This window comes from Burkholderia sp. KBS0801 (assembly GCF_005937855.2).
GTDB lineage: Bacteria > Pseudomonadota > Gammaproteobacteria > Burkholderiales > Burkholderiaceae > Burkholderia > Burkholderia ambifaria.
Genome location: NZ_CP042178.1, coordinates 970915 through 992010, shown reverse-complemented (window position 1 = coordinate 992010; position 21096 = coordinate 970915). Strand labels below are relative to the sequence as shown.

17 protein-coding genes are annotated in these 21096 nt (G+C 62.2%); 7 read left to right on the top strand and 10 right to left on the bottom strand.

Going from position 1 to position 21096, the window contains the following annotated elements; all coding sequences use genetic code 11:
* The first annotated feature begins 38 nt into the window (after positions 1–38).
* A protein-coding gene (locus FFI87_RS21345; RefSeq protein ID WP_138849151.1) for an IS3-like element IS407 family transposase occupies positions 39–1159 on the top strand; the annotation gives its coding sequence in 2 pieces (ribosomal slippage) (positions 39–297 and positions 297–1159; 1122 coding nt in all).
* Positions 1160–1354: 195 nt separating this feature from the next.
* Here the strand turns inward: FFI87_RS21345 and FFI87_RS21340 are convergent.
* Genes FFI87_RS21340 through FFI87_RS21330 form a run of 3 tightly spaced genes read right to left on the bottom strand, consistent with a single transcriptional unit; the run spans position 1355 to position 4564 of the window.
* Positions 1355–2668, bottom strand: coding sequence for a dicarboxylate/amino acid:cation symporter (locus FFI87_RS21340; protein WP_138849153.1), 1314 nt, complete (start codon positions 2666–2668; stop codon positions 1355–1357).
* Between the two features lie 46 nt (positions 2669–2714).
* Positions 2715–3629, bottom strand: a complete 915-nt coding sequence (locus FFI87_RS21335) for an ornithine cyclodeaminase family protein (protein ID WP_012366399.1) — start codon at positions 3627–3629, stop codon at positions 2715–2717.
* Entirely contained in the window at positions 3626–4564 is a 939-nt protein-coding gene (locus FFI87_RS21330) for a PhzF family phenazine biosynthesis protein (RefSeq protein WP_138849155.1), read from the bottom strand. Before FFI87_RS21330 ends, FFI87_RS21335 begins: the two co-directional genes overlap by 4 nt.
* A gap of 294 nt (positions 4565–4858) precedes the next feature.
* Here FFI87_RS21330 and FFI87_RS21325 point away from each other — a divergent pair, with 294 nt between their 5' ends.
* The gene (locus FFI87_RS21325; protein WP_261378629.1) at positions 4859–5683 is read left to right on the top strand and encodes a helix-turn-helix domain-containing protein; all 825 of its coding nucleotides are present in this window, start codon (positions 4859–4861) and stop codon (positions 5681–5683) included.
* A gap of 920 nt (positions 5684–6603) precedes the next feature.
* On the opposite strand, the gene FFI87_RS21315 is transcribed toward FFI87_RS21325, so the two are convergent.
* Positions 6604–8025 (bottom strand): aldehyde dehydrogenase family protein, encoded by a 1422-nt coding sequence (locus FFI87_RS21315; RefSeq protein ID WP_138849159.1) that lies wholly within the window; start codon positions 8023–8025, stop codon positions 6604–6606.
* A gap of 199 nt (positions 8026–8224) precedes the next feature.
* Here FFI87_RS21315 and FFI87_RS21310 point away from each other — a divergent pair, with 199 nt between their 5' ends.
* Positions 8225–8920 carry an SDR family NAD(P)-dependent oxidoreductase gene (locus tag FFI87_RS21310; protein ID WP_012366403.1) on the top strand — a complete coding sequence of 232 codons (696 nt, stop codon included), beginning with the start codon at positions 8225–8227 and terminating at the stop codon, positions 8918–8920.
* Between the two features lie 92 nt (positions 8921–9012).
* On the opposite strand, the gene FFI87_RS21305 is transcribed toward FFI87_RS21310, so the two are convergent.
* The 3 genes from FFI87_RS21305 to FFI87_RS21295 are packed head-to-tail and all read right to left on the bottom strand — an operon-like array spanning position 9013 to position 12421.
* Positions 9013–9735 (bottom strand): GntR family transcriptional regulator, encoded by a 723-nt coding sequence (locus FFI87_RS21305; RefSeq protein WP_012366404.1) that lies wholly within the window; start codon positions 9733–9735, stop codon positions 9013–9015.
* Between the two features lie 59 nt (positions 9736–9794).
* Entirely contained in the window at positions 9795–10805 is a 1011-nt protein-coding gene (locus FFI87_RS21300) for a zinc-binding dehydrogenase (RefSeq protein WP_138849161.1), read from the bottom strand.
* 2 nt (positions 10806–10807) lie between these two features.
* Positions 10808–12421 carry a GMC family oxidoreductase gene (locus FFI87_RS21295; protein WP_138849163.1) on the bottom strand — a complete coding sequence of 538 codons (1614 nt, stop codon included), beginning with the start codon at positions 12419–12421 and terminating at the stop codon, positions 10808–10810.
* A gap of 295 nt (positions 12422–12716) precedes the next feature.
* Between FFI87_RS21295 and FFI87_RS21290 the strand changes: the two genes are divergently transcribed.
* The 4 genes from FFI87_RS21290 (at position 12717) to FFI87_RS21275 (ending at position 17382) form a co-directional block, all read left to right on the top strand.
* Complete coding sequence (locus FFI87_RS21290) at positions 12717–14210, top strand: sugar ABC transporter ATP-binding protein (protein ID WP_012366407.1); 1494 nt, start codon at positions 12717–12719, stop codon at positions 14208–14210.
* An 11-nt stretch (positions 14211–14221) separates the two neighbouring features.
* Positions 14222–15205, top strand: coding sequence for an ABC transporter permease (locus tag FFI87_RS21285; protein WP_041490191.1), 984 nt, complete (start codon positions 14222–14224; stop codon positions 15203–15205).
* An 82-nt stretch (positions 15206–15287) separates the two neighbouring features.
* Positions 15288–16541, top strand: a complete 1254-nt coding sequence (locus tag FFI87_RS21280; RefSeq protein WP_012366409.1) for a sugar ABC transporter substrate-binding protein — start codon at positions 15288–15290, stop codon at positions 16539–16541.
* Between the two features lie 85 nt (positions 16542–16626).
* Positions 16627–17382 carry an SDR family NAD(P)-dependent oxidoreductase gene (locus FFI87_RS21275; RefSeq protein WP_138849165.1) on the top strand — a complete coding sequence of 252 codons (756 nt, stop codon included), beginning with the start codon at positions 16627–16629 and terminating at the stop codon, positions 17380–17382.
* Positions 17383–17464: 82 nt separating this feature from the next.
* On the opposite strand, the gene gabD is transcribed toward FFI87_RS21275, so the two are convergent.
* The 3 genes from gabD to FFI87_RS21260 all read right to left on the bottom strand — a co-directional run bounded on the left by gabD (position 17465) and on the right by FFI87_RS21260 (position 20974).
* Positions 17465–18946, bottom strand: a complete 1482-nt coding sequence (gabD, locus tag FFI87_RS21270) for an NADP-dependent succinate-semialdehyde dehydrogenase (protein ID WP_012366411.1) — start codon at positions 18944–18946, stop codon at positions 17465–17467.
* A gap of 169 nt (positions 18947–19115) precedes the next feature.
* Entirely contained in the window at positions 19116–20102 is a 987-nt protein-coding gene (locus tag FFI87_RS21265; RefSeq protein WP_012366412.1) for a transketolase family protein, read from the bottom strand.
* Positions 20103–20104: 2 nt separating this feature from the next.
* Positions 20105–20974, bottom strand: a complete 870-nt coding sequence (locus FFI87_RS21260; RefSeq protein ID WP_012366413.1) for a transketolase — start codon at positions 20972–20974, stop codon at positions 20105–20107.
* Positions 20975–21096 lie beyond the last annotated feature (122 nt).

The window sequence follows — 21096 nt, the reverse complement described above, 5'->3', positions numbered from 1 at the left end:
GAGTCTAGTAAAGTTCGTTTTCGGAGAAGAAGACGAACATGAAGAAGCGCTTTACGGAACAGCAAATCATCGGGTTTCTGAAGGAAGCGGAAGCCGGCATGCCGGTCAAGGAACTGTGCAGGAGGCACGGGTTCAGTGACGCGTCGTTCTACACGTGGCGCGCAAAGTTCGGCGGCATGGAAGTCTCGGAAGCCCGCCGGCTCAAGGACCTCGAGGTGGAGAATGCCCGGCTGAAGAAACTGCTGGCCGAAGCAATGCTCGACATGGAAGCGTTGAAGGTCGTCGTCAAGGGAAAGCCCTGAGCCCGCAAGCCAAACGCGAAGCAGTGTCGGCGATTCGGGAGAAGGTCAACATCTCCGAGCGCCGCGCCTGCCGGCTTGTCGGGCTATCTCGCAGCGTGCTGCATTACGACGCAAAGCCGGACCACGAGAATGAGGTGCTAGCGGCGCGTCTGGTGGAGTTGGCGCACGAACGTCGTCGATTCGGCTACCGCCGACTGCACGCCCTGGTGGAACGCGAAGGCACGCACGCCAATCACAAGCGCATCTATTGCCTGTACCGTGAGGCAGGGCTGGCTGTGCGGCGCCGTCGCAAGCGCCAGGGCGTCATGATTGAGCGCGAGCAACTGGCATTGCCGGGCGCGCCCAACGAGGTGTGGTCAATCGATTTCGTGATGGACGCGCTTTCCAACGGCCGGCGCGTGAAGTGCCTGACCGTCGTCGACGACTTCACGAAAGAGGCTGTCGACATCGTCGTCGACCATGGCATCTCAGGTTTGTATGTCGCTCGGGCATTGGACCGTGCAGCTCGCTTCCGTGGCTATCCCAAGGCAGTGCGAACAGACCAGGGCCCCGAATTTACGAGCCGCGCGCTTGACCAGTGGGCGTATGCGAACGGCGTCACACTGAAGTTGATTCAGGCGGGCAAGCCAACGCAGAATGCGTACATCGAATCGTTCAACGGCAAGTTCCGCGACGAATGCCTTAATGAGCACTGGTTCACGACGCTCGCGCACGCTCGGGCTGTCATCGCGGCATGGCGTCAGGACTACAACGAGCAAAGGCCGCACAGCGCACTGAACTACCTTGCGCCGTCAGAGTTTGCGGCGAAACATCGGGCAACCGCGGATGCTCCTGCCGCTTTCCAGGAGTTGGTTTAAAGGGACTTTGCTAGAAGCCCATTGGCCCTATTGAAGGGGGCAGGTCAGCAATGCCTTATCTCGCGGGGCCGGGGCCGTGTCTTACATTAGCGTAATCTATGGACACGATTAGCAGTTTTTAAGGGCTTCAACAACAGCAGATCACAACGCAGCCTTTTCGGCAGCCTACGCTTATAGAGCGGTTGGAGCAGCGCCTCACACTCCCGCAATAGCCCCTTCGTCGTCCGGGCGAATCCCGTCCTTGTGATGTCCGCCGGCATCATCGACCGAAACATCCGCGGACGACGGCGCGAGCACGTTTTCCCATTTCGCGACGGCGGCCGAGGCGACCGCATTACCCAGCACATTGGTCGCCGTGCGCCCCATGTCCAGGAAATGATCAACGCCGATGATAAGGAGCAGCCCGGCCTCGGGGATATTGAACTGGCCCAGTGTCGCGGCGATGACGACCAAGGAGGCGCGCGGCACCCCGGCCATGCCTTTGCTGGTCAGCATCAGGATGGCAAGCATCGACAACTGCTGCACGAACGACAGATGAACGCCATACGCCTGCGCAATGAACAGCGTGGCAAATGTGCAGTACATCATCGTGCCGTCGAGATTGAACGAATAGCCGATCGGCAAAACGAAGCTCGCGATACGTTCGGGGACACCGAAACGGACCAGTTGTTCCAGCATCTTCGGATAAACGGACTCGCTGCTGGCCGTACTGAAGCCGATCAGCATCGGCACACGCATGAAACGCACAAGCGAAAATACCCTGCGCCCGAACAACACGCCACCGGCCAATACCATCAGAAGCCATAGCACGATCAGGCTTCCGTAGAATTCGCCCATGAACCGGCCAAAGGTTATGAGAACCGACACGCCGCGCGTCGTCACGACGTTCGCGATCGCACCGAACACCGCGAACGGCGCGAGCGCCATCACATAGCCGGTCACTTTCAGCATGACGTGAGCGACCTGGTCGAGCATGCGAACGACGAGTTGCGCCTTGTCGCCCAGCGTCGTAAGCCCGACGCTGAAGAAGGCGGCGAACACCACGATCTGCAGGATTTCGTTGTTCGCCATCGCCCCCACAATGCTGCTGGGCACTAGATGCACCACGAATTCCTTGGGCGACAGCCCGCTCGTGCTCAACCCGGTCGAGGCGTTGATCACGGGCAACGGCAGGTTGAGCGCGCTGCCGGGCTTCAACCAGTTGGCGATCAGCGCGCCCAGCGCGAGCGAGATGAACGACGCGAAGAGAAACCAGCCCAGCGTCCTGATCCCGATGCGGCCCACCGCGCGCACATCGCCGATCTTCGTCACACCGATGACGAGTGAGCAGAACACGAGCGGCGCGATGATCATCTTGACCAGGCGCAGAAACACGTCGGCGAGAAGCGAGAAATAGCCGCCGACCTGGTTGGCTGCATCCGCGTTGGGCAGCATCGCGTGACAGGCAACGCCGGTTGCGATGCCGAGCACCATCCCGACAACAATGCGTGCAGCAAGAGGAAATTTCATGAGTGACTCCAAGCGTATCTTTGACAAACGACATTGACGAGAGGCGTCACGCGCCAAGCCGCAGGTAAGCCATATGCGCGACGGCCGCGTCCTGCAGGGCGATGCCGACTGCCTTGTAGATCACGATGTCGGGGGCGTCCCGTGCGCGCTGCTCGTCGGCGCCGATGACGGTCGAAAGGTCCACCATCGTCCTGCTGTCGATCACAGCACGTGACGGGCGCAGCAGGTCACCCGTTTCGAACGGCGTCTGCTGCATCCAGTCCACGACGATGCGCGAGGCCGCGAGCAACGACGCGTCGTCGAGTTCGCGTTGATCGGGACGCGTCGCGCCGATACTCGCGACGAATGCACCCGGTCGTAGCCATTCGCCGCGTATGACCGGTTCGGATGCACGCGTTGCGACGACAACGATGTCGGCGGCGGCGCACGCTTCGGCATCGACCACCGATACGTTGAGACCGAACCGATGCCCGAGGCTGTCGGCAAGTGCATGCGCGGATACGGCATCGCGGCTGTGAATCATCACTTCGCGCAATCCGGCTCGTCCGGCCAAGGCCTCGGCATGAGCCCGCGCCTGCACGCCACTGCCGAACAGTCCGAGGCGTCGGCTCCCAGGACGCGCCAGATGTCGGGCCGCAAGCGCGGTGGTCGCGGCCGTGCGCACGCCCGTGATCGCATCGCCCTCGAGCATCGCGAGGAGCCCGCCATCGACGAGCGAAAACAGCGCGATGTAAAAGCGGAACTGGCCGTCGATCGTCGTGTACATCTTTATCGCCGCGACCTTGGCCAGGCCCAGCATTGCGCTCATTGCGCTGAACTTCACGTCGGACAAGCCGATGCGTGCGCGAGGCTGAACGGCCGCTGTGCCGTTCTGCAGGTCGAGATAGGCATCGCGAATGGCGTCCGATGCGAGGCGCACGTCGAGCACTGCCGCGATCTGGTCGTTGGTAAAGATCTTCATTGCTGCGGCTCCAGCATCATGCTTTCGACTGCGCCGCTGATCCAGCAGCCCGCGTCGGCGTTGTCGGGGTCTCGCATTTCGACCCGGATGCTGGACGGCTTGCCCATCGCGTACCCTTGATGCACGGTCATGCCCGACGCGCCGTGCGCGAGCAGGCCGTAGTGCAACGCACCGTAGAGGGTCGCGGCCGCGGCGATACCCGTCGCCGCATCTTCCGGATACCCGGACGAGCGCGGAAACTGGCGCGCGTGCACCTCGAGAGGTTGTCTACGCTCGACCGCAAACGGATAAAGGCCCGTCGATTCGAGCTGGTCACATAGCGCCTGCACCTTTTCGAAGGACAGCGTCAGTGCATGAAGTCGCTGCACCGAGCGAATCGGTATCAGCGTCTTGGTCCGGCTCGTCGTGGCGTTGACGATGCCGAGAGCATCCAGATCGTCAGCATCGATGCGCAGCACATCGCATATCGCGACGTGCTGCCGCGCGTCTCCGATCGATTGCACGATGCCTTTGGGCTGGCTCACTTCGATGGATTGCGTGCTTTCGTCAAAGCGAGCGTCGACGATGCCGCTCAACGTCTCGAGCGTCGCGACGCGGGATGTCCAGCGGCCAAGCCGCCGCAGAAGCCACAATGCGCCGAGCGTCGCATGACCGCACATCTCCATCTCGTGCCGGGGGACGAAGAAGCGCAGACGATACGTGCTGCCCGTATCACGCGGTGCGCACACGAATGCGCTTTCGTGACCGTAGCGCGCGGCGATCGCCATCATCTCGTCCACCGACAGCGAATCCGCATCCAGTACGACGGGCGCGGGGTTGCCGCCGCCCTGCCCTGCGGGAAAGACGCGCACGAAATGCATGCCACCGTACGGGGGTAACCGGGATGTGGCATTGGGGGAATGAGGCAACAAGGACGGGACATTCTCGACCGACATGAACTGGCTCCAGCGTGTAAGTGACGCCAGCATGCCGAACGGGAACCAAAGTTTCGCCGCCTGTTGGGCCACGACAAGCACACAACTGGGCCAATCGGGCGTCCGGCCCACCGCGCGGGAGTCCGCGCACACCCGTGTTTTCCCTGAGAACCGGGCTTGGCTGGCTGCGTGAGTGCCCGGCTACGTGCACGGAAGGTTGTACCGCTATACTGGGACATCCCATTGATACGGCGGTCCACAAGGCCCGCTATGGCCAGTCGCTACCCACCGCATGGAGCGCCCAAGGGTAAATTCGTGAAGCACTATCCGACCGCCAATACCCACTTGTCCGAAAATCGCATTGCCGATGTTCGGCAGGTTTCGATCGGCGATTACCGCACGCAGCCCCACGAACATGACGAGTACATGTTCTTGCTGCCGCGCACCGGCCAACTGATCCTGAACGTCGAATCGAACGCCTCGCCCTTGCGCCTGGCGCCCAAGTCGTTTGTCGTGGTGCCGCCGCAGCGCCTGCACGATACGCACGGCTATCGGAAGGAGCAGGAACACGTCGCCGTCTATGTGGCGAGTGATTTCGTCGCGTTCTGCGAGCGCAAGGCGCAAAGAAGCCTGTCGTGCGCGAAGATTGCCATCCGGTCCGCGCCGTTGGCGCTGCTCAACGCGGTGCGTCTCGCCACCGACACCGGTCAGCACGACGTCGGCGAACTCGCGGCCTATCGGCGGGAACTGACTAACAAGACGTTGGCGGCCACGTGCATCGAAGCGGGACTGATCGCGGGCCATCTGCCGTTGACACCCATCGACGCGCGCCGTGAACTCGTGAAAGACATTCGGGGATTTCTCGACGCGACACTCGATCAATCGATGGGGCTCGATCGCATTGCCTACGAGTTCGGTCTGTCACGGCGCACGTTGACGCGCCTGTTTCGCGACGTCACTGGCGAATCCATCGTCGACTATCAATCGCGGCAGCGTGTGCATCACGCCACGCAGCTATTGCAATCACCCGGCATGACGGTCGTTATGGCGGCGGCAGCGGTAGGTCTCGATTCACCGTCCTATCTCGCGCGCCTGTTCCGGAAGCACGGATTGGCGCTACCGCGATCCTTCAAGGCGTAACCTCGAAGTGCACGTGCCCGAAGCGCCGATGGCGACGCGGCATCCCCGGATCTTCTGAAGGCTGAAATGTGCCAGCCTCAGTACTCGGGCGCGAGGAGGACGTATCGTCAGTCTAGAATTTGCCATCTATTTCCCTGACCTGCCTGATTTCTTCGGGCCATTTCAATCTTGGATAACGGCCCCGGTTGAATCCGAGTTTGAATTCGCAATCGTTCTGTCGTGGTAAGGTTCCCTATCTCGCTGGCGCGTTCATCCCGGCGTCAGGATTGGCACGCGACCGCGAATGGCGGTTCTGGGGCGACGCGAACGACTCTGAACGACGCTGGATTCAACCGGTCGCCGTTCTGCACCGCACGACCACCGCAGAGCGAACCGTTGCCTATGCACAAGCCGATTACAGCGTAACGGCAGGTGTGAGACAACAACGGCCCCCTCTCACTCTTGGCACCCGGCATGTCATAGGCCGACCCTGTCATTCGTTCTACTTTGCATCGGCTCCGGCAACGATGTTTGCCTTTCTTCGGGTGCTAGCCTATCTGCGTGCTCGGAAGCGTCAGTTGGCAGTATCAACTGCCACCCTATACAAGGATGAGCGGGAAGCTCCGATTGCGGTCGTCCAGTGCAAAGTGAAGGGGGAACCAGTGAGAGCTCTGGGCGGCGTCACGCATTCGAAAAAGGTGAAGCACGGCGTCTTTTGGTCACTAAGATGGGGCTGCTGCCGCTTGAGCTTTCCGGACCCATTCTAGAGCAGCTCAAATCCAGCAGGAATCATCGATCTGACTGTCCGGATATGCGCGGGCATCTCCGCATGCGGATGCCTGGCATCATCGATATCGTTCAAGCGTTCCACGAATCTCGATGGAGCCAGGCTGATTGAATCTGGTCCTCACACGTTCACGAGCATCGACTCGGCATTCATGTCATCCGACCGCGTTAATGACCTTCGTTTCCAGGTAATCCTCGAAACCGAACGCTCCCCACTCGCGCCCGTTCCCCGACTGCTTATAGCCGCCAAACGGTGCATCGAAAGACTGATCGGCGCCGTTGAGGCTCACCATACCGGCACGCAGCTCGCTTGCGACGGACCGTGCCAATTCCGCATCGCCCTGCAGATATGCCGCAAGTCCGTACGGCGTGTCATTCGCGATGGAGACCGCTTCGTCGAGACTCCGGTACGGGATCATCGTCAAAACGGGGCCGAAGATCTCCTCGCGCGCGATACGCATATCGTTATGCACATCCGCGAACACCGTCGGCTTGACATAGTAGCCGCGCTCGAGACCCGCCGGCGCATCCGGACCGCCGGCGACGAGCGTGGCGCCCTCATCGATCCCCGCCTGGATGAGCGCACGGACCTTTTCGAACTGAACGTGCGACGCGACAGGGCCGATATGGCTGCCGTGCTGCTCGGGACGTCCAACATGAATGCCGTTGGTCACCTCACGAGCGATTTCGACAGCCGCCGCGTATTCGTTCTCGGGCACGAGCATGCGTGTCGGCGCATTGCAGGACTGTCCGCTATTAGCCATGCAATGGCGCACGCCTCTCTCCACGGCCTGGCGCAGATCAGCGCCTTCGAGAATGATGTTCGGCGATTTGCCGCCCAGTTCCTGGGTTACCCGTTTGATCATTTGCGCACCCACCGCGCCGATCGCGCTGCCCGCGCGGGTCGAACCCGTAAACGAAATCATATCGATGTCAGGGTGCGCCACAAGCGCCGCGCCCGCAGTCGCACCGTCGCCGTTGATCATGTTGAACACGCCAGGCGGCAAATCGAGTTCATCGATCATTTCGGCCCACAAAAGCGCACTCAGCGGCGTCACCTCGCTCGGCTTGAGCACCATCGTGCACCCGGTTGCGAGGGCAGGCACCACCTTGCACGCGATCTGGTTGATGGGCCAGTTCCACGGCGTAATCAATGCGCACACGCCAATGGGTTCGCGAACCACAGTCCCGCCAGAGACTGCGTGCTGGAAGCGAAACGTCCGCAGGGCATGGATCCCGGCCTCAATGTGCCCTTGCCCCGTGCGGGCCTGTGCAGCTACAGCGAAATCGATCGGCGCACCCATCTCGAGCGAGATCACGCGCGCCATCTCGTCGTAGCGCCGATTGTAGATCGACAGTAGTTTGACGAGCCATCGCTCCCGCTGTTCGACGGTGGTCCGTGAAAATTCGCCGAACGCAGCTTTTGCAGCCGCTACCGCGCGACCGACGTCCGACGCGGTAGCAGCGGCAATCGTCTCGATAATCGACTCGTCAGCCGGGTTTTCCACTTCGATCTGCGCGCTCGACTCAGGCGCTTGCCATTTTCCCGCAATGTAAAACCGCTTCGCATTGGTCATTCGAGTCTCCAATTGTTGAATTTAAAAAGGGGATTCAGCCTTGCCGTCATCGTCACCGCATCTGCTGCATCTGCTGCATCGCATCGAGAAATGCCCGTAGCTTTCCTCCTCCACCGCCACGATCGACCCGGACGCTTGTGCCCATCCGCATACGGGCATATGATGCATCATATATTTTATTTCCACAGGAGGAAAGTCCATGACGAAAGTTGCTGTAGTAACGGGGGGCGGCACCGGCATCGGTCGCGCGATCGCCGAAGAATTCTTGCGTGCGGGCCTGCGCCCCGTGTCCGTCGGAAAGGACGCCGACGAGGATCTCGATCCGGCGATCGCGTTCCGGCGAGTCGACGTGACGTCAGCCGCTGAAGTTCGCGACGCATTCGGCGATCTTGCGCAGATTCACGTGCTCGTCAACGCCGCCGGAATCATCCTCCACGACCGCGCGGAGTTCGATTCAGCGGGCTTTCGAAAAGTGGTCGACGTCAATCTGAACGCCTGCCAGCTCACGACCGAAGTCGCGCTCGACAAGCTGTCCGCGGTGCGCGGCTGCGTCGTCAATATCGCATCGATGTGGAGCTTTTTCGGCTCGGCCCGCAATCCTGCCTATACGGCAAGCAAGGCCGGCCTCGTTGGCTTGACGCGCGCGCACGCCGCTGCGTTCGCGGATCGCGGGGTGCGCGTCAATGCAGTGGCGCCCGGCTGGATCGAAACGCGACTGTCTGCCGGAGCGCTGAACAACCCCGAGCGCAGCGGTTCGATTCGCGCACGTCTGCCGCTCGGGCGCTGGGGGCAGCCTTCGGATGTCGCCAGGGGCGTGAAATTCCTTTGCTCGGCCGATGCGGACTACATCACGGGAGTCGTCCTTCCGATCGACGGCGGATTCAGCATCGCGTGACGAAGAAGTAAGGATAGGCGGCGGCGATGCGCCGCCGCATGCATGTGCTACCCGCGTGGGTAGCATCGCAATCGGATCGGGTGATCGGCTACTTACGTAGCGGCGACTTCGCCATGCTCCCGCTCGGCCATCCATTCGAGCAGCACGCGCTGGCCCCATTCGATATCTTCCTGGATCGCTCGCGATGCCCCTTCTGGATCACCCTTGCGCAGCGCGGCCAGCACGCGATAGTGAGGGTGCGAACGATTCGATATCTCGCGCCGTGGCAGATGCGAATGAAACGTGTGCAGCAGCGGCCCCATCCGGACCCACATGGTTTCCACGGTGGCGCTGAGCGTGGGCATCCTGGCTGCCGCCATCAATTCGAAATGGAAGTCGCGATTGCGCTCCGCAGCCTCTGAAGGGCTCGCGGCAACGGCCTCGATGAACTCGTCGTGCGTCAGGCTCAGATGGCGGATTTCCTTTGGGGTAATGCGCTGCGCCGCCTGTTCGGCCGCCGCACCCTCGAGAAGGCGCCGCATGAGCTGAATCTCCGCAACGGTATCGGCGTCGAGCACCGGCACCACGATCGAGGTTGCCGCAGTCATTTCCAGGGCCTGTTCACTGACCAGGCGGAAAATCGCTTCGCGCACCGGCGTGATGCTCGTGCCGAGCTTTTCGGCAAGGTCGTTGATACGCAGTCGGTCGCCAGGCGCGTACTGACCGTTCATTAATCGGGAGCGGATCTCTTCGTAGATGCGTGACGAGAGATTGCTCTTTTCGACACGGGCGAGTGGCTTCATTCTGATAACGGGACGAAAAATGTTTTCATGCATGATACATCACGCTCCATCGTCGCAACAGGCGGTGCCGATGCCGATAACCCGGCGGCGGCTCAGTCGACTACGGCGACGGGCCGGCCGTGCCCGGTATGGGCTTTCAACGATTCCAATGCTTCTGGCAAGCGCGACAGCGGCATCGGCTCGATCGGCAGCGGCGCCAGTGCGCGATACAGCACGTCAGTGAGCAGACGCTCTCCCGCATCGACCAGCGTGCGCCAATGCGCGGCCGAGCCGTGTGTGTGTAGCGCATTCAGGGCCACTTCATGCAACGAGATGGCCGTCGTAAACGGCGCGACCGGGGATGTCTCCAGACGGTCCTGGATGCAGACGAGATGGCCGTTCACGGCGACGAAACGCGCAAGTCGGGCGGCATGCTGGCCGCTCACCGTGTCAAACACGACGTCGAACGGCCGATGCGATGAAAAGGCGCTGCTTCCGATGTCCGGCAACAGACACGTCGAAGCGCCAAGACGCGCCATGCGCTCGAAATGACGTGAGTTGCACATCACCGACACTCGCCAGCGTGCCCGTACTGCGAGCTGGACCAACAGCGTGCCGACCGCACCGCCGGCACCCATTACCAGTGCCTCGAGGCCGGCCCGGTGCGGCACTTTCTGCATGGCTTGCCACGCCGTCAGCATGGGGCACGGCAACGCCGCCGCCTCGGCAAAACCGAGGCCCGGCGGCAAGCGCAACAGTGCGCGCGCCGGCACTGCGGTGTACTCTGCGAAACTGCCGTCGCGCGTGAGCGACTGGTGGTAGGCCACGCGCACGCCGAGCCATTCCTGTTGGATGCCCGCGCCTACCGAGACCACCTCTCCCGCCCCGTCAACCCCTGGTATGTGGTCCGGCCGCCATGCCGGCGAGCCCCATTCGATGAATTTCCAGTCAACGGGATTCAGACCCGCGGCGCGGTTGCGCACGAGCACTTCTCCTGGCCCCGGCACCGGTCTCGCCGCACGCCGCCATGCGAGCGCGGAAGGCGCGCCGGCGATCTGCCAGGTCCAGGCGCCCATCGTGTCCGTCGTGTTGTTCGTGCCGATCGTCACGCTATCTTCCAGCATCGCTACACCACCGCGTCAAGTGCTGCGCCGCTCAGGGCCGTCTTGCCGAGCACGTAGTCCGCGCCCTTCTCGCCGATCATGATGGAAGCGGCGTTCGTATTGCCCGACACGAGATTCGGCATGATCGATGCATCGATCACGCGCAATCCATCGATGCCGCGCACGCGCAATTCGGGATCCACCACTGCGTGCCCGTCCACGCCCATCCTGCACGTGCCGACCGGGTGATAGACGGTTTTCGCGCGCTTGCGAATGTAGTCCATCAGCGCGGCGTCGGTTGCGACGCCCGCGCCCGGCAGCGCCTCCTCGCTCGTATAGGTGCGCAGAGCCGGTTGTGCGAGAATCTCGCGCGCCTTTTTCAGGCCGGCTACAGCGACGCGTCGATCCTCGGCATGCTGGAAGTATTTCGGGTCGATCCACAGCGCGGCGCCCGGATCCGCGCTGCGCAGACGAATCTCGCCACGGCTTTGCGGACGAAGCACGCAAGGATTGATTGTCGCGCCTGCCGACTTCACGTGATCCTGATCAAGGTCGAGAAACACGATCGGCACGAAGTGCATCTGGATATTGGGACGCTCTTGCGGCGCGTCGACGTTCACGAACGCGCAGGCTTCGGTCACGTTCGATGTGACGGGTCCGCTCTTGAACAGCAAATATTGCAGCCCGTTCTTCAGCGTGTTGGTGAAGCTGTCCTGGCCGTAGTAACCGTAGTTTCCCGTACAGTAGGACACCGCCGGAAACTCGATATGGTCCTGCAGGTTCGCACCGACACCCGGCAGATCCTGCACGGCCTCGATGCCATGCCGAGCGAGTTCCTCCGTCGCGCCGATTCCGGAAAGCAACAGCAGGCGCGGCGACTGCAAGGCTCCTGCCGACAGGATCACCTCCTTGCAGCCCTTCTCGCGTACGACCTGGCCGTTGCTGACGTATTCCACACCGATCGCGCGACCCGCCTCGATCAAGATGCGGTCCACGCGCACACCGGTACGGATCGTCAAACGCCCGCTCGCCTCGGCGTTGCGCAGATAAGCTACGGCTGCGCTGCAACGCCTCTTGTCGCGTGTCGTGATCTGATTGAAGCCGACGCCATTCTGCCGCGCGCCGTTGAAATCGTGCGTGAAAGGAATGCCGGCTTGCTGCGCGGCGCGCACGAACGCCGTCGACAATTCGCAGCGTTGCGAGAGATCCGACACGCCAAGCGGCCCGCCGACGCCGTGATAGCGATCGTCGAGCCGCTCGTTGTCCTCCGCGCGCTTGAAATACGGCAACACCTCGTCGTAAGACCATCCCGAGTTGCCCAGGCGAGCCCATTCGTCGTAGTCCTCCTGTTGCCCCCGGATATAGATGAGCGCGTTCACGGAACTGCCACCGCCCAGCACACGGCCTTGCGGCACGATGCGCGGCCGGGAGTCGAGCCCGGTCTGCGGCTCGGTTTCGTAGTGATACAGCAGATCCGTCGAGAGCAGTCGCGTGAAACCGGCAGGGATATGCACGAGCGGATTCCTGTCGCGCGGCCCCGCCTCCAGCAACAGGACGCTTGCGCCAGCTTCGATCAGTCGGCCGGTGACCGCGCTGCCTGCCGAACCGCCTCCGATCACGATGTAGTCGTATGTCAAGGGTGTCTCCAGTGTCTGCTTCTGGTCGATTGAACGGGCGCGACTTCTTTTGCACTACACATCGCTGCACTGCACATCGCTACATCCCGCCGACCAATGATATATGATGCATCTCAATTGAACAACAACGACCGTGTCCGTATGGCTTCGCAGCGCCTAGGGGAAATACCCATCTAAGTCACGTCATCTTGAATATATGATGCATCATCCATCTTCACTCGTCGCAAGATGACACGCGTTCACTTAGGGGCAGCGATGAACACCGCCCGAGGCAAACAGGATTACAGAGGAGACGATGAGCAACCATTTGATCATGCGCAACATCAGCAAGCACTTCGGCGGCGTCCAGGCACTACGCAACGTCAGCCTGGAAGCGCACGGCGGTCAGGTGCACGCGCTGATGGGCGAAAACGGTGCGGGCAAATCGACGCTCATGAAAATACTGGCGGGTGCGCACACGCCTGACGAAGGCGAGATCCTGCTGGACGGTCGCCCCCTTCCGATCGACAGCCCGCACGCCGCGCAGGCGCACGGAATCTCCGTCATTCATCAGGAGTTCTCGCTCGCAAAGCATTTGTCCGTCGCGGAAAATATCTTTCTGCACGACCTCGGCGCGGGAACATCGATCATCCGCTGGTCGAAACTGAAGGCGCGCGCCCGCGAACAACTGGATGCGCTCGGCTTCGGTGAGTTGGACGTGTCGCGGCCCGTATCAACGCTGTCGGTCGCCGAGCAGCAGATCGTCGAGATCTGCAAGGCGCTCTCGCGCACGTCGCGTGTCCTCGTATTCGACGAACCGACGGCCGTGCTCACCGCGCGCGAAACGACGCGTCTGTTCGCCCTGCTCGAGCGGCTCAAGCGCGATGGCGTATGCGTCATTTACATCTCGCACCGGCTGGAAGAAATCTTCCGGCTGTGCGACAGCGCCACCGTGCTCAAGGACGGCGCCTTCGTCAGCACGGTGCGCATTGCCGACATCGACGAAAGCCGCCTCGTTCAGTTGATGGTCGGCCGCGAGCTGCAGGATCTCTTTCCGAAGCGCGACGCGTGCATCGGCGATACTCGGCTGGAAATACGCGACCTTTGCGCAGGCGAACGCGTGCGCGACGTCTCGTTTCACGTGCGCGCGGGCGAGGTGCTGGGCTTCAGCGGCCTCGTCGGCGCAGGCCGAACGGAGACGATGCGCGCGATCTTCGGTGCGGATCGCAGGAGCAGCGGCGAAATACGGGTCGACGGCCGTCCGGTCGCAAAGCTGAAGCGTCCCCGCCACGGCATCGAGAGCGGCATCGGGATGCTGCCCGAGGACCGCAAACAGCAAGGCGTGCTCCTGAACATGCCGATCCGCGCAAACGCGATGATGACACCGCGCAACACGCTCGCGCGCCTGCGCTGCATTCTCGATCATCGCGCCGAGCGCGTGCGCACGCGCGAACTGATCAAACAGCTGCGGGTGAAGGCGCGCGATACCGAGGTCGACGTATCGACGCTCTCGGGCGGCAATCAGCAGAAAGTCGCGCTGATGAAGTGGCTCTCGAACGGCTGCCGGGTACTGATCCTTGACGAGCCGACGCGGGGCGTCGATATCGGAGCCAAGATCGAGATCTATCACGTCATCAACGATCTCGCACGCGCCGGCGTCGCCGTCATCGTGGTCTCCTCCGACATGCCGGAGATCATCGGCCTGTGCGACCGCGTACTCGTCATGCGTGCAGGCCGTATTGCGGGCGAACTCAGCGGCCCCGCCATCAACGAAAAGTCGCTGATATCGCTGGCCATGGGAGTCAAGTAATGGAAGGAATCATGCAAACGCAGCGCACCGATGTTCCGCTGCTCCGCGGTCTGTTGCGCCATAACGCGTTGATCATGCTGATCGTGCTGTTCGTCGTATCGAGCGTCATGTCACCCGCGTTTCTGAGCCAGGAAAACCTCTATAACCTGCTACGGCAATTGACACCCCTGCTGTTCGTCAGCCTCGGCATGTTACTCGTGATCAATACGGGCGGCATCGACCTGTCGGTGGGGTCGATTGCAGCAGCGGGCGGCCTGCTGGTAGCCATGCTGGTCCCGGTGATGCCGTTCGGCGGCTCGTCCGGGCTCCTTATCGCGGTCGTGCTGGCCGTGATGCTCGGTGCGCTTTTCGGGGCGTTCAACGGTGTACTGGTGACCGCCTTCGGGCTCGCGCCATTCATCGTCACGCTTGCCATGATGACCATCGCACGCGGAATCACATACATGATGTCGAATGGCCAGCCGACGATGCTGCCGCTCGATCTGCCGGCGGCGGAATTGCTCAATGAATTCGGCAGCGGCAGCGTTCCCTGGATCAACGTGCCATGGCCGGTCGTGCTCGGCGTGGTCGTCGCGCTGCTGTTCTACTTCCTGATGACCTACACCACGTTTGGACGCATGGTCGTCGCCACGGGCAGCAATGAGACGGCCGTGCGGCTGGCAGGTATTTCCGAGCGCGGTTACAAGTTCTGCGTCTACGTGATTTCCGGTGCGCTGAGCGCCGTCGCCGGCATCGTTTTCACGGCACGCACGGGTGTTGGCACGCCGATCACCGGCGTCGGCCTGGAACTCGACGGCATCGCGACGTGCGTGATCGGTGGCGCGTTGCTCTCGGGTGGGAAAGGCTCAGTTCTCAACACGGTGATCGGCGTGCTCGTGCTGGGCCTGATCGGCAATGTGATGAATCTCCTGAGCGTGCCTGTTTATCCGCAACAGATCATCAAAGGCGCCATCATCGTTCTTGCCGTGCTGGTTCAACGCATCGGCCAACGCTAAACCACTTCTCCATCCACCCGGGCCGCCACGCGGCCCTTCCGCCTCCCTTTTTTCATCCAATAATATTATTCAGGATACTGAAATGAAAGTTGCTCGCAGAGCACTCGCCGTTGCCACCGTGCTGGCGTTCGGCATCACCGCCCCTGTCCACAGCCAGGCCAAGGCAAAGATCTACACGCTGCTGCCGAATACGGCACTGTCGGGTGTGGTGGATCCAGCCCTGCCCGATCGAACGGCGGTCCGCAAGGCATGGCCGAAGCAGCCGGCCAATCCGAACCAGCTAAAAATAGGCTGGACCGACATCACGCTGGGCAATCCGTGGTTCGTCGAGCTCATCAAGGGGGCACGGCAGAGTGCGGCGAAATACGGTTACTCGATCGACGTGCAGGTGGCCGACGGCGACCTGCAGCGCCAATGCGCGCAGATCGACAACTTCGTCACGCGCAAAATGGACGTCATTGTGGTCGATCCGACCGATACGCTGGGCGTGTCCGCATGCATCAATCGCGCCGTCGATGCCGGCATTCCAGTCGTCACCGTCGGCACCACGCCGGACGCGAGCGCCCGAGTGCTCACCACACTGCTTGGCAACCCCTATGCAAGCGGTTTCGAGGTAGGCCGGTACGTGGCGAAGGAGGCAGGCAAAGACACGCCGATCGACGCAGCCGTCGTCATCGGCGTGCTCGGAAACTCGACGTCGGAAAGCCGCATCAACGGACTGATCGCGGGCATCGTCGATCAGCGCATGCGCGAGCGCAACACAAGCGCGAGCCGAGAGGACGCCATGTTGCGCGGCTTCGAACTGTTCCAGACCTTGAAGAAAACCGGCAAGCTGAGCGCCCCGGACATCAAGTTCAACGTACTCGCGCTGGGCGTAGGCAAGTGGACCGAGGAAGGCAGCCTCGCAGCAACGGAAGATATTCTCTCCGCGCACGGCAGCAAGCTGAATTTCATCCTCTCCGAGAACGACTTCATGGGGCTCGGCGCATTGCGCGCCGTACGAAACATGGGCAAGCAGGGGAAGATACGCATCGCCGATGCAGCCGGTGGTTACCGTGGAGAGCTCGATCAGATCAAGAAGGGCAACATCCTCGTGTCCGGCGAAAACTCCGGCGAGCAGACCGGTGTGGCTGCCATCGAATTCATCCACAACGCGTTCACGCGGCGCGTCGACGCGAACAATCTGCCCATGGGCTCCGGTTTCCCGCCGGCAATCATCACGCAAGGCAACGTCGACCAGAAGATCGATCCGAATCCGGCGAACCTCTTCTACAAGTACACGATTCCGCCCGTCCGGTCGATTTCGGAGATTCGGGCGCAAGGCGCAAGCAACTGATTCGTTTCGCTTTGTTCCGCCTGCAATGCAAAGGCGTGCACTGCCTTGGTCCGCACGCCGCGTGCTTTCACTGGAGATTCACTTCATGAGCTTTGACACCGACAGTTTTCGCGACAACCTTTTTGCAGGACGGCACGTGCTCGTTTCCGGCGCGACGAGCGGCATCGGGCTTGCCATCGCGCGGGCGTTCCACCGACTCGGCGCGCATACCATCGCCACGGGCTCGTCCGCAACGAAGCTCGACGCGCTACGCAACGAGGCGTCGCTGACCGGCCTGCGTTTTGCCGCGCTGGACGTGCGCAACCATGGCGAAATCGACGCATTCTTCGGCAGCCTCGGACGCCTTGACGTGCTCGTCAATGCGGCGGGCGTCGCTCGCCCGCGCGACGAATACGCGGACGATGTGTTCGGCGATGTACTCGACGTCAACCTGCGTAGCGTAATGCGCGTGTCGCAGGCCGCACGCCCGCTCCTCGAACAGTCGCGCGGCTCGATCGTCAATATCGCGTCCATGCTCAGCTACCTCGCCGACGCCGATGTACCGGCCTACTGCGCCAGCAAGACCGGCGTGGTCGGTCTGACTCGCTCGCTGGCCCATGAATACGGGCCGCGCCGCGTGCGCGTGAATGCGATCGCTCCCGGTTATCACCGAACCGACATGACGCGGATATTCTGGGAATCGGAAGAGTTGTCGCGCAAGATCGTGTCGCGTTCCGCTCTCGGTCGCTGGGGCGAAGCAGGGGATCTCGCGGGCGCAGCGGTGTTTCTCGCGTCGCCCGCCGCGGCCTTCGTGACCGGCGTGACACTGCCCGTCGACGGAGGATATGTGTCCGGCTTCTAGGCCGATTCGATACGGCGTTCGAAGCCGATCAGCCAAAAATGGCCGCCATTGGCGGCCGTTTCCTTTTCCGCACGGCCGGCGATCAGGCGATGCCGCCAAAGCACAGGTACTTGATCTCGAGATAGTCGTCGAGGCCGTAACGCGATCCTTCTCTGCCGAGGCCGCTTTCCTTGACGCCGCCGAACGGCGCGACTTCGGTCGACACGATACCGTCGTTGATGCCGACCATTCCGTATTCGAGCGCCTCCGCGACACGCCACACCCGCGCGATATCGCGCCCGTAGAAATACGAAGCAAGCCCGAACGGCGTATCGTTTGCGAGCGCGATGGCTTCCGATTCCGTCGTGAACCGGAAGATCGGCGCGACCGGGCCGAACGTCTCTTCGTCAAAGATGCGCATGTCGCGCGTGGCGTCGGCCAGGATAGTCGGCTCGAAGAAATTCGTACCCTGCGCGGCGCGCTTGCCGCCGGCCACGACGCGTGCGCCCTTCGCGAGCGCATCCTGCACATGCTCTTCGACCTTCGAAACGGCAGCGGCATCGATCAGCGGCCCGATCGTGACGCGTTCGTCCAGGCCGTTGCCGACCACCAGCTTGCCGACGGCCTCCGCGAGTCGCGCGACGAAGCGGTCGTAAATGCCATCCTGCACGAGCAGGCGGTTGGCGCACACGCAGGTCTGGCCGGCATTGCGATATTTCGACGCGATCGCACCGCGCACTGCCGCATCGAGGTCGGCATCGTCGAACACGATGAACGGTGCGTTACCGCCCAGTTCCATCGACGTCTTCTTGACCGTTGCGGCGCACTGGGCCAGCAGTTGCTTGCCGATTTCCGTCGAGCCGGTAAACGACAATTTGCGCACGAGTGGATTCGACGTGAGTTCCGCACCGATCTGATTCGCTTTGCCCGTCACGCACGAAATCACGCCGTACGGAATACCGGCGCGTGCGGCGAGCACGCACAGCGCCAACGCGCTGAACGGGGTTTGACTCGCGGGCTTGAGTACCATCGTACAGCCGGCGGCCAGCGCCGGTGCGAGTTTTCGCGTGAGCATCGCGGCCGGGAAGTTCCATGGCGTGATGGCCGCGCAGACACCGATGGGTTGCTTCAGTACGACGATTCGCTTGTCGCCGGCCGGCGACGGAATCGTGTCGCCATAAACCCGTTTGCCCTCTTCGGCGAACCACTCGACAAACGACGCCGCGTAGTCGATTTCGCCGCGGCTCTCGTTCAGCGGCTTGCCCTGTTCGAGCGTCATGATTTTCGCCAGGTCGTCGCGATGTTCGAGCATCAGCTCATACCATCGGCGCAGCAACGCGGCGCGCTCCTTTGCCGTTTTCGCACGCCAATGCGGCAGCGCCTGCGCAGCCGCATCGATCGCCCGGCGTGTCTCGACCGTGCCCATCCGCGGGACCGTGCCAAGCAACGCGCCGGTTGCCGGATTGAACACGTCAATGGTCGTGCCGTCATCGGCTGTGACCCACTCGCTGCCGATCAGGCACGCGTCTCTCAACAGATCCATATCGCGCAGCTCCGCGCCGCGCCAGCCATCGTCATTCAACATCGTTACTCCCGTTTATCAGAACTGGCGCGAAGTGGTGGCGCCCGAGCTCCGATGTCGGGAGATGGCTTCGCGAGCCAGCGCGTCGCTGCCACCCTTCGCGTACCGTAAACACCTCGATTACCGTGTGCCGCCCGCGAGACGCTGAGCTGTTTCGCGGGCGGCTGGCACGTCAGCTCGCCTTCGCGAGCGCGGCTCGCGCAACGCGGGTGATCCCGGGGCCGTCGAGTTCGTAGTGCGCATACAGATGCGTCGGCGGTGCGATCAGGCTGTACTCGTCGTAGATTCCGTGCCGCACGAGTCGCACGCCGAGCCCCTCGTCGGCCAGGACCTCGGCCACCGCCGCGCCCAGCCCGCCAATCACGTTGTGCTCCTCGACCGTGACGAGCACCTTCGACTGTCGCGCCGCCGCGATAATGGCGTCGCGGTCGAGCGGCTTGATGGTCGGCATGTCGATCACGCCCGCCGAAATGCCTTCCGCCCTCAGATTGTCAGCCGCTTCGAGTGCACCGGCGACCGGCAATCCGCAGCCGATGATGGTGACATCGCGTCCCACCGAATGAACGATGGCTTTGCCGATCGTGAACTCGACACCATCCTCGTAGACTTTCGGATCCCGCCCGCGTCCGATGCGGAAGTAGATCGGGTCGGGCCACGTGGCCGACGCGCGGATCGCGGCGGCGAGCTGCGCGCCGTCGGCGGGCGAAATGACGGTCAGGTTCGCAATCGCGCGCATCGTCGAGATGTCTTCCGTTGCATGGTGCGAGGTACCGTAGAAGCCGAGCGAGATGCCGGTATGGTGACCCACGAGCCGCACCGGCAGCTTGCAGTACGCGACATCCATGCGGATCTGCTCACAGCACAGCAGGCCGAGAAACGATGCGAAGGTCGCGACGAACGGCATGAGGCCCGTGGTCGCCATGCCGGCGGCGGCGGAAACCATGTTCTGCTCCGAGATGCCGAATTGCACGTAGCGCTCCGGGAATTCGCCGGCGAACTTGTTCAAGCCGTTCGAATACTGGAGATCGGCGGAGCCGGCGACGACGGGATGACCTTCGCGCGCGAGATCGATGAGCGCATCGGACAGATAGTCGAGGCCGGGATTGCGCGCGTTGAGCGCGCGGTACTGCCACGAATCGGGATTTTGCGGAGTAGACATGCTTAGATCACCTTGCTCTTGATTTCTTCGCTCGCCCGTTGCGCGTCGTCGGGGGCCAGATAGCCGAGATGCCAGCCGGGTTCGGTTTCCATGTACGACACGCCCTTGCCCTTGACCGTCTTCGCGATGATGCAGACCGGCTTGCTGCGCACCGGGTCGGCCTTCACACGACGCAGCAGCGGCACGAGGGCAGTCAGATCGTGGCCGTCTACTTCATGCGTCTCCCAGCCGAAGGCGCGCCACTTCTCCGCAAGCGATTCGATGCCGATGACGTCGTCGACCTTGCCGTCGAGTTGATAGCCGTTGCGATCGACAATCGCGATGAGGTTCGAGAGGCGGTGATGCGCGGCGAACAGCGCGGCTTCCCATACCTGCCCTTCCTGCATTTCGCCGTCACCCAGCAACGTGAAAACCTTGAAGGGGCTGCCTGCCATCTGCGCCGCCTTGGCCATGCCGGCACCGTTCGACAGCGCGTGGCCGATCGACCCCGAGCTGAAATCGATGCCCGGAACCTTGGTCATGTCCGGATGATCGCCGAGCGGATTGCCGAGACGGGTGTAGCCATCGAGCGTCTCCCGGTCGATGAAACCGTAGTCCGCAAGAATGGGAAAAAGTCCGACGGCCGCGTGCCCCTTGCCCATCGTGAACCGGTCGCGATCCTTCCATTGCGGATTGCCGGCACGCAGCGCCATGACGTCGTAGTAAAGCGCAGCAAAGATTTCGGCTGCGGAAAACACCGACGTGTAGTGTCCCGTCTTCGCGATTTCTATCAGACGAATCGTCTCGAGGCGGACGAATTGCGCCTTCTCGCGCAACTGCGCGAGAGTCTCCCTGGAAAGCGCCTGATCGCTCTCCTGCAATGCTGTCGACATAGAGTCTCCTGTTGGAACCTGAAGGGAACGAGGCGAGCGCGGCAAGATCCGGCATCTCGCCTTCGTTTCACGCATGATGCATCATATATCTTATTGGCGCAATGATCGACGCGCCCCGGCGT

Bases quoted from the DNA above. Each gene is read 5' to 3' on its own strand.
- FFI87_RS21340 (WP_138849153.1), bottom strand. From the start codon at position 2,668: ATGAAATTTCCTCTTGCTGCACGCATTGTTGTCGGGATGGTGCTCGGC.
- FFI87_RS21335 (WP_012366399.1), bottom strand. From the start codon at position 3,629: ATGAAGATCTTTACCAACGACCAGATCGCGGCAGTGCTCGACGTGCGC.
- FFI87_RS21330 (WP_138849155.1), bottom strand. From the start codon at position 4,564: ATGTCGGTCGAGAATGTCCCGTCCTTGTTGCCTCATTCCCCCAATGCC.
- FFI87_RS21315 (WP_138849159.1), bottom strand. From the start codon at position 8,025: ATGACCAATGCGAAGCGGTTTTACATTGCGGGAAAATGGCAAGCGCCT.
- FFI87_RS21310 (WP_012366403.1), top strand. From the start codon at position 8,225: ATGACGAAAGTTGCTGTAGTAACGGGGGGCGGCACCGGCATCGGTCGC.
- FFI87_RS21305 (WP_012366404.1), bottom strand. From the start codon at position 9,735: ATGCATGAAAACATTTTTCGTCCCGTTATCAGAATGAAGCCACTCGCC.
- FFI87_RS21300 (WP_138849161.1), bottom strand. From the start codon at position 10,805: ATGCTGGAAGATAGCGTGACGATCGGCACGAACAACACGACGGACACG.
- FFI87_RS21290 (WP_012366407.1), top strand. From the start codon at position 12,717: ATGAGCAACCATTTGATCATGCGCAACATCAGCAAGCACTTCGGCGGC.
- FFI87_RS21285 (WP_041490191.1), top strand. From the start codon at position 14,222: ATGCAAACGCAGCGCACCGATGTTCCGCTGCTCCGCGGTCTGTTGCGC.
- FFI87_RS21280 (WP_012366409.1), top strand. From the start codon at position 15,288: ATGAAAGTTGCTCGCAGAGCACTCGCCGTTGCCACCGTGCTGGCGTTC.
- FFI87_RS21275 (WP_138849165.1), top strand. From the start codon at position 16,627: ATGAGCTTTGACACCGACAGTTTTCGCGACAACCTTTTTGCAGGACGG.
- gabD (WP_012366411.1), bottom strand. From the start codon at position 18,946: ATGTTGAATGACGATGGCTGGCGCGGCGCGGAGCTGCGCGATATGGAT.
- FFI87_RS21265 (WP_012366412.1), bottom strand. From the start codon at position 20,102: ATGTCTACTCCGCAAAATCCCGATTCGTGGCAGTACCGCGCGCTCAAC.
- FFI87_RS21260 (WP_012366413.1), bottom strand. From the start codon at position 20,974: ATGTCGACAGCATTGCAGGAGAGCGATCAGGCGCTTTCCAGGGAGACT.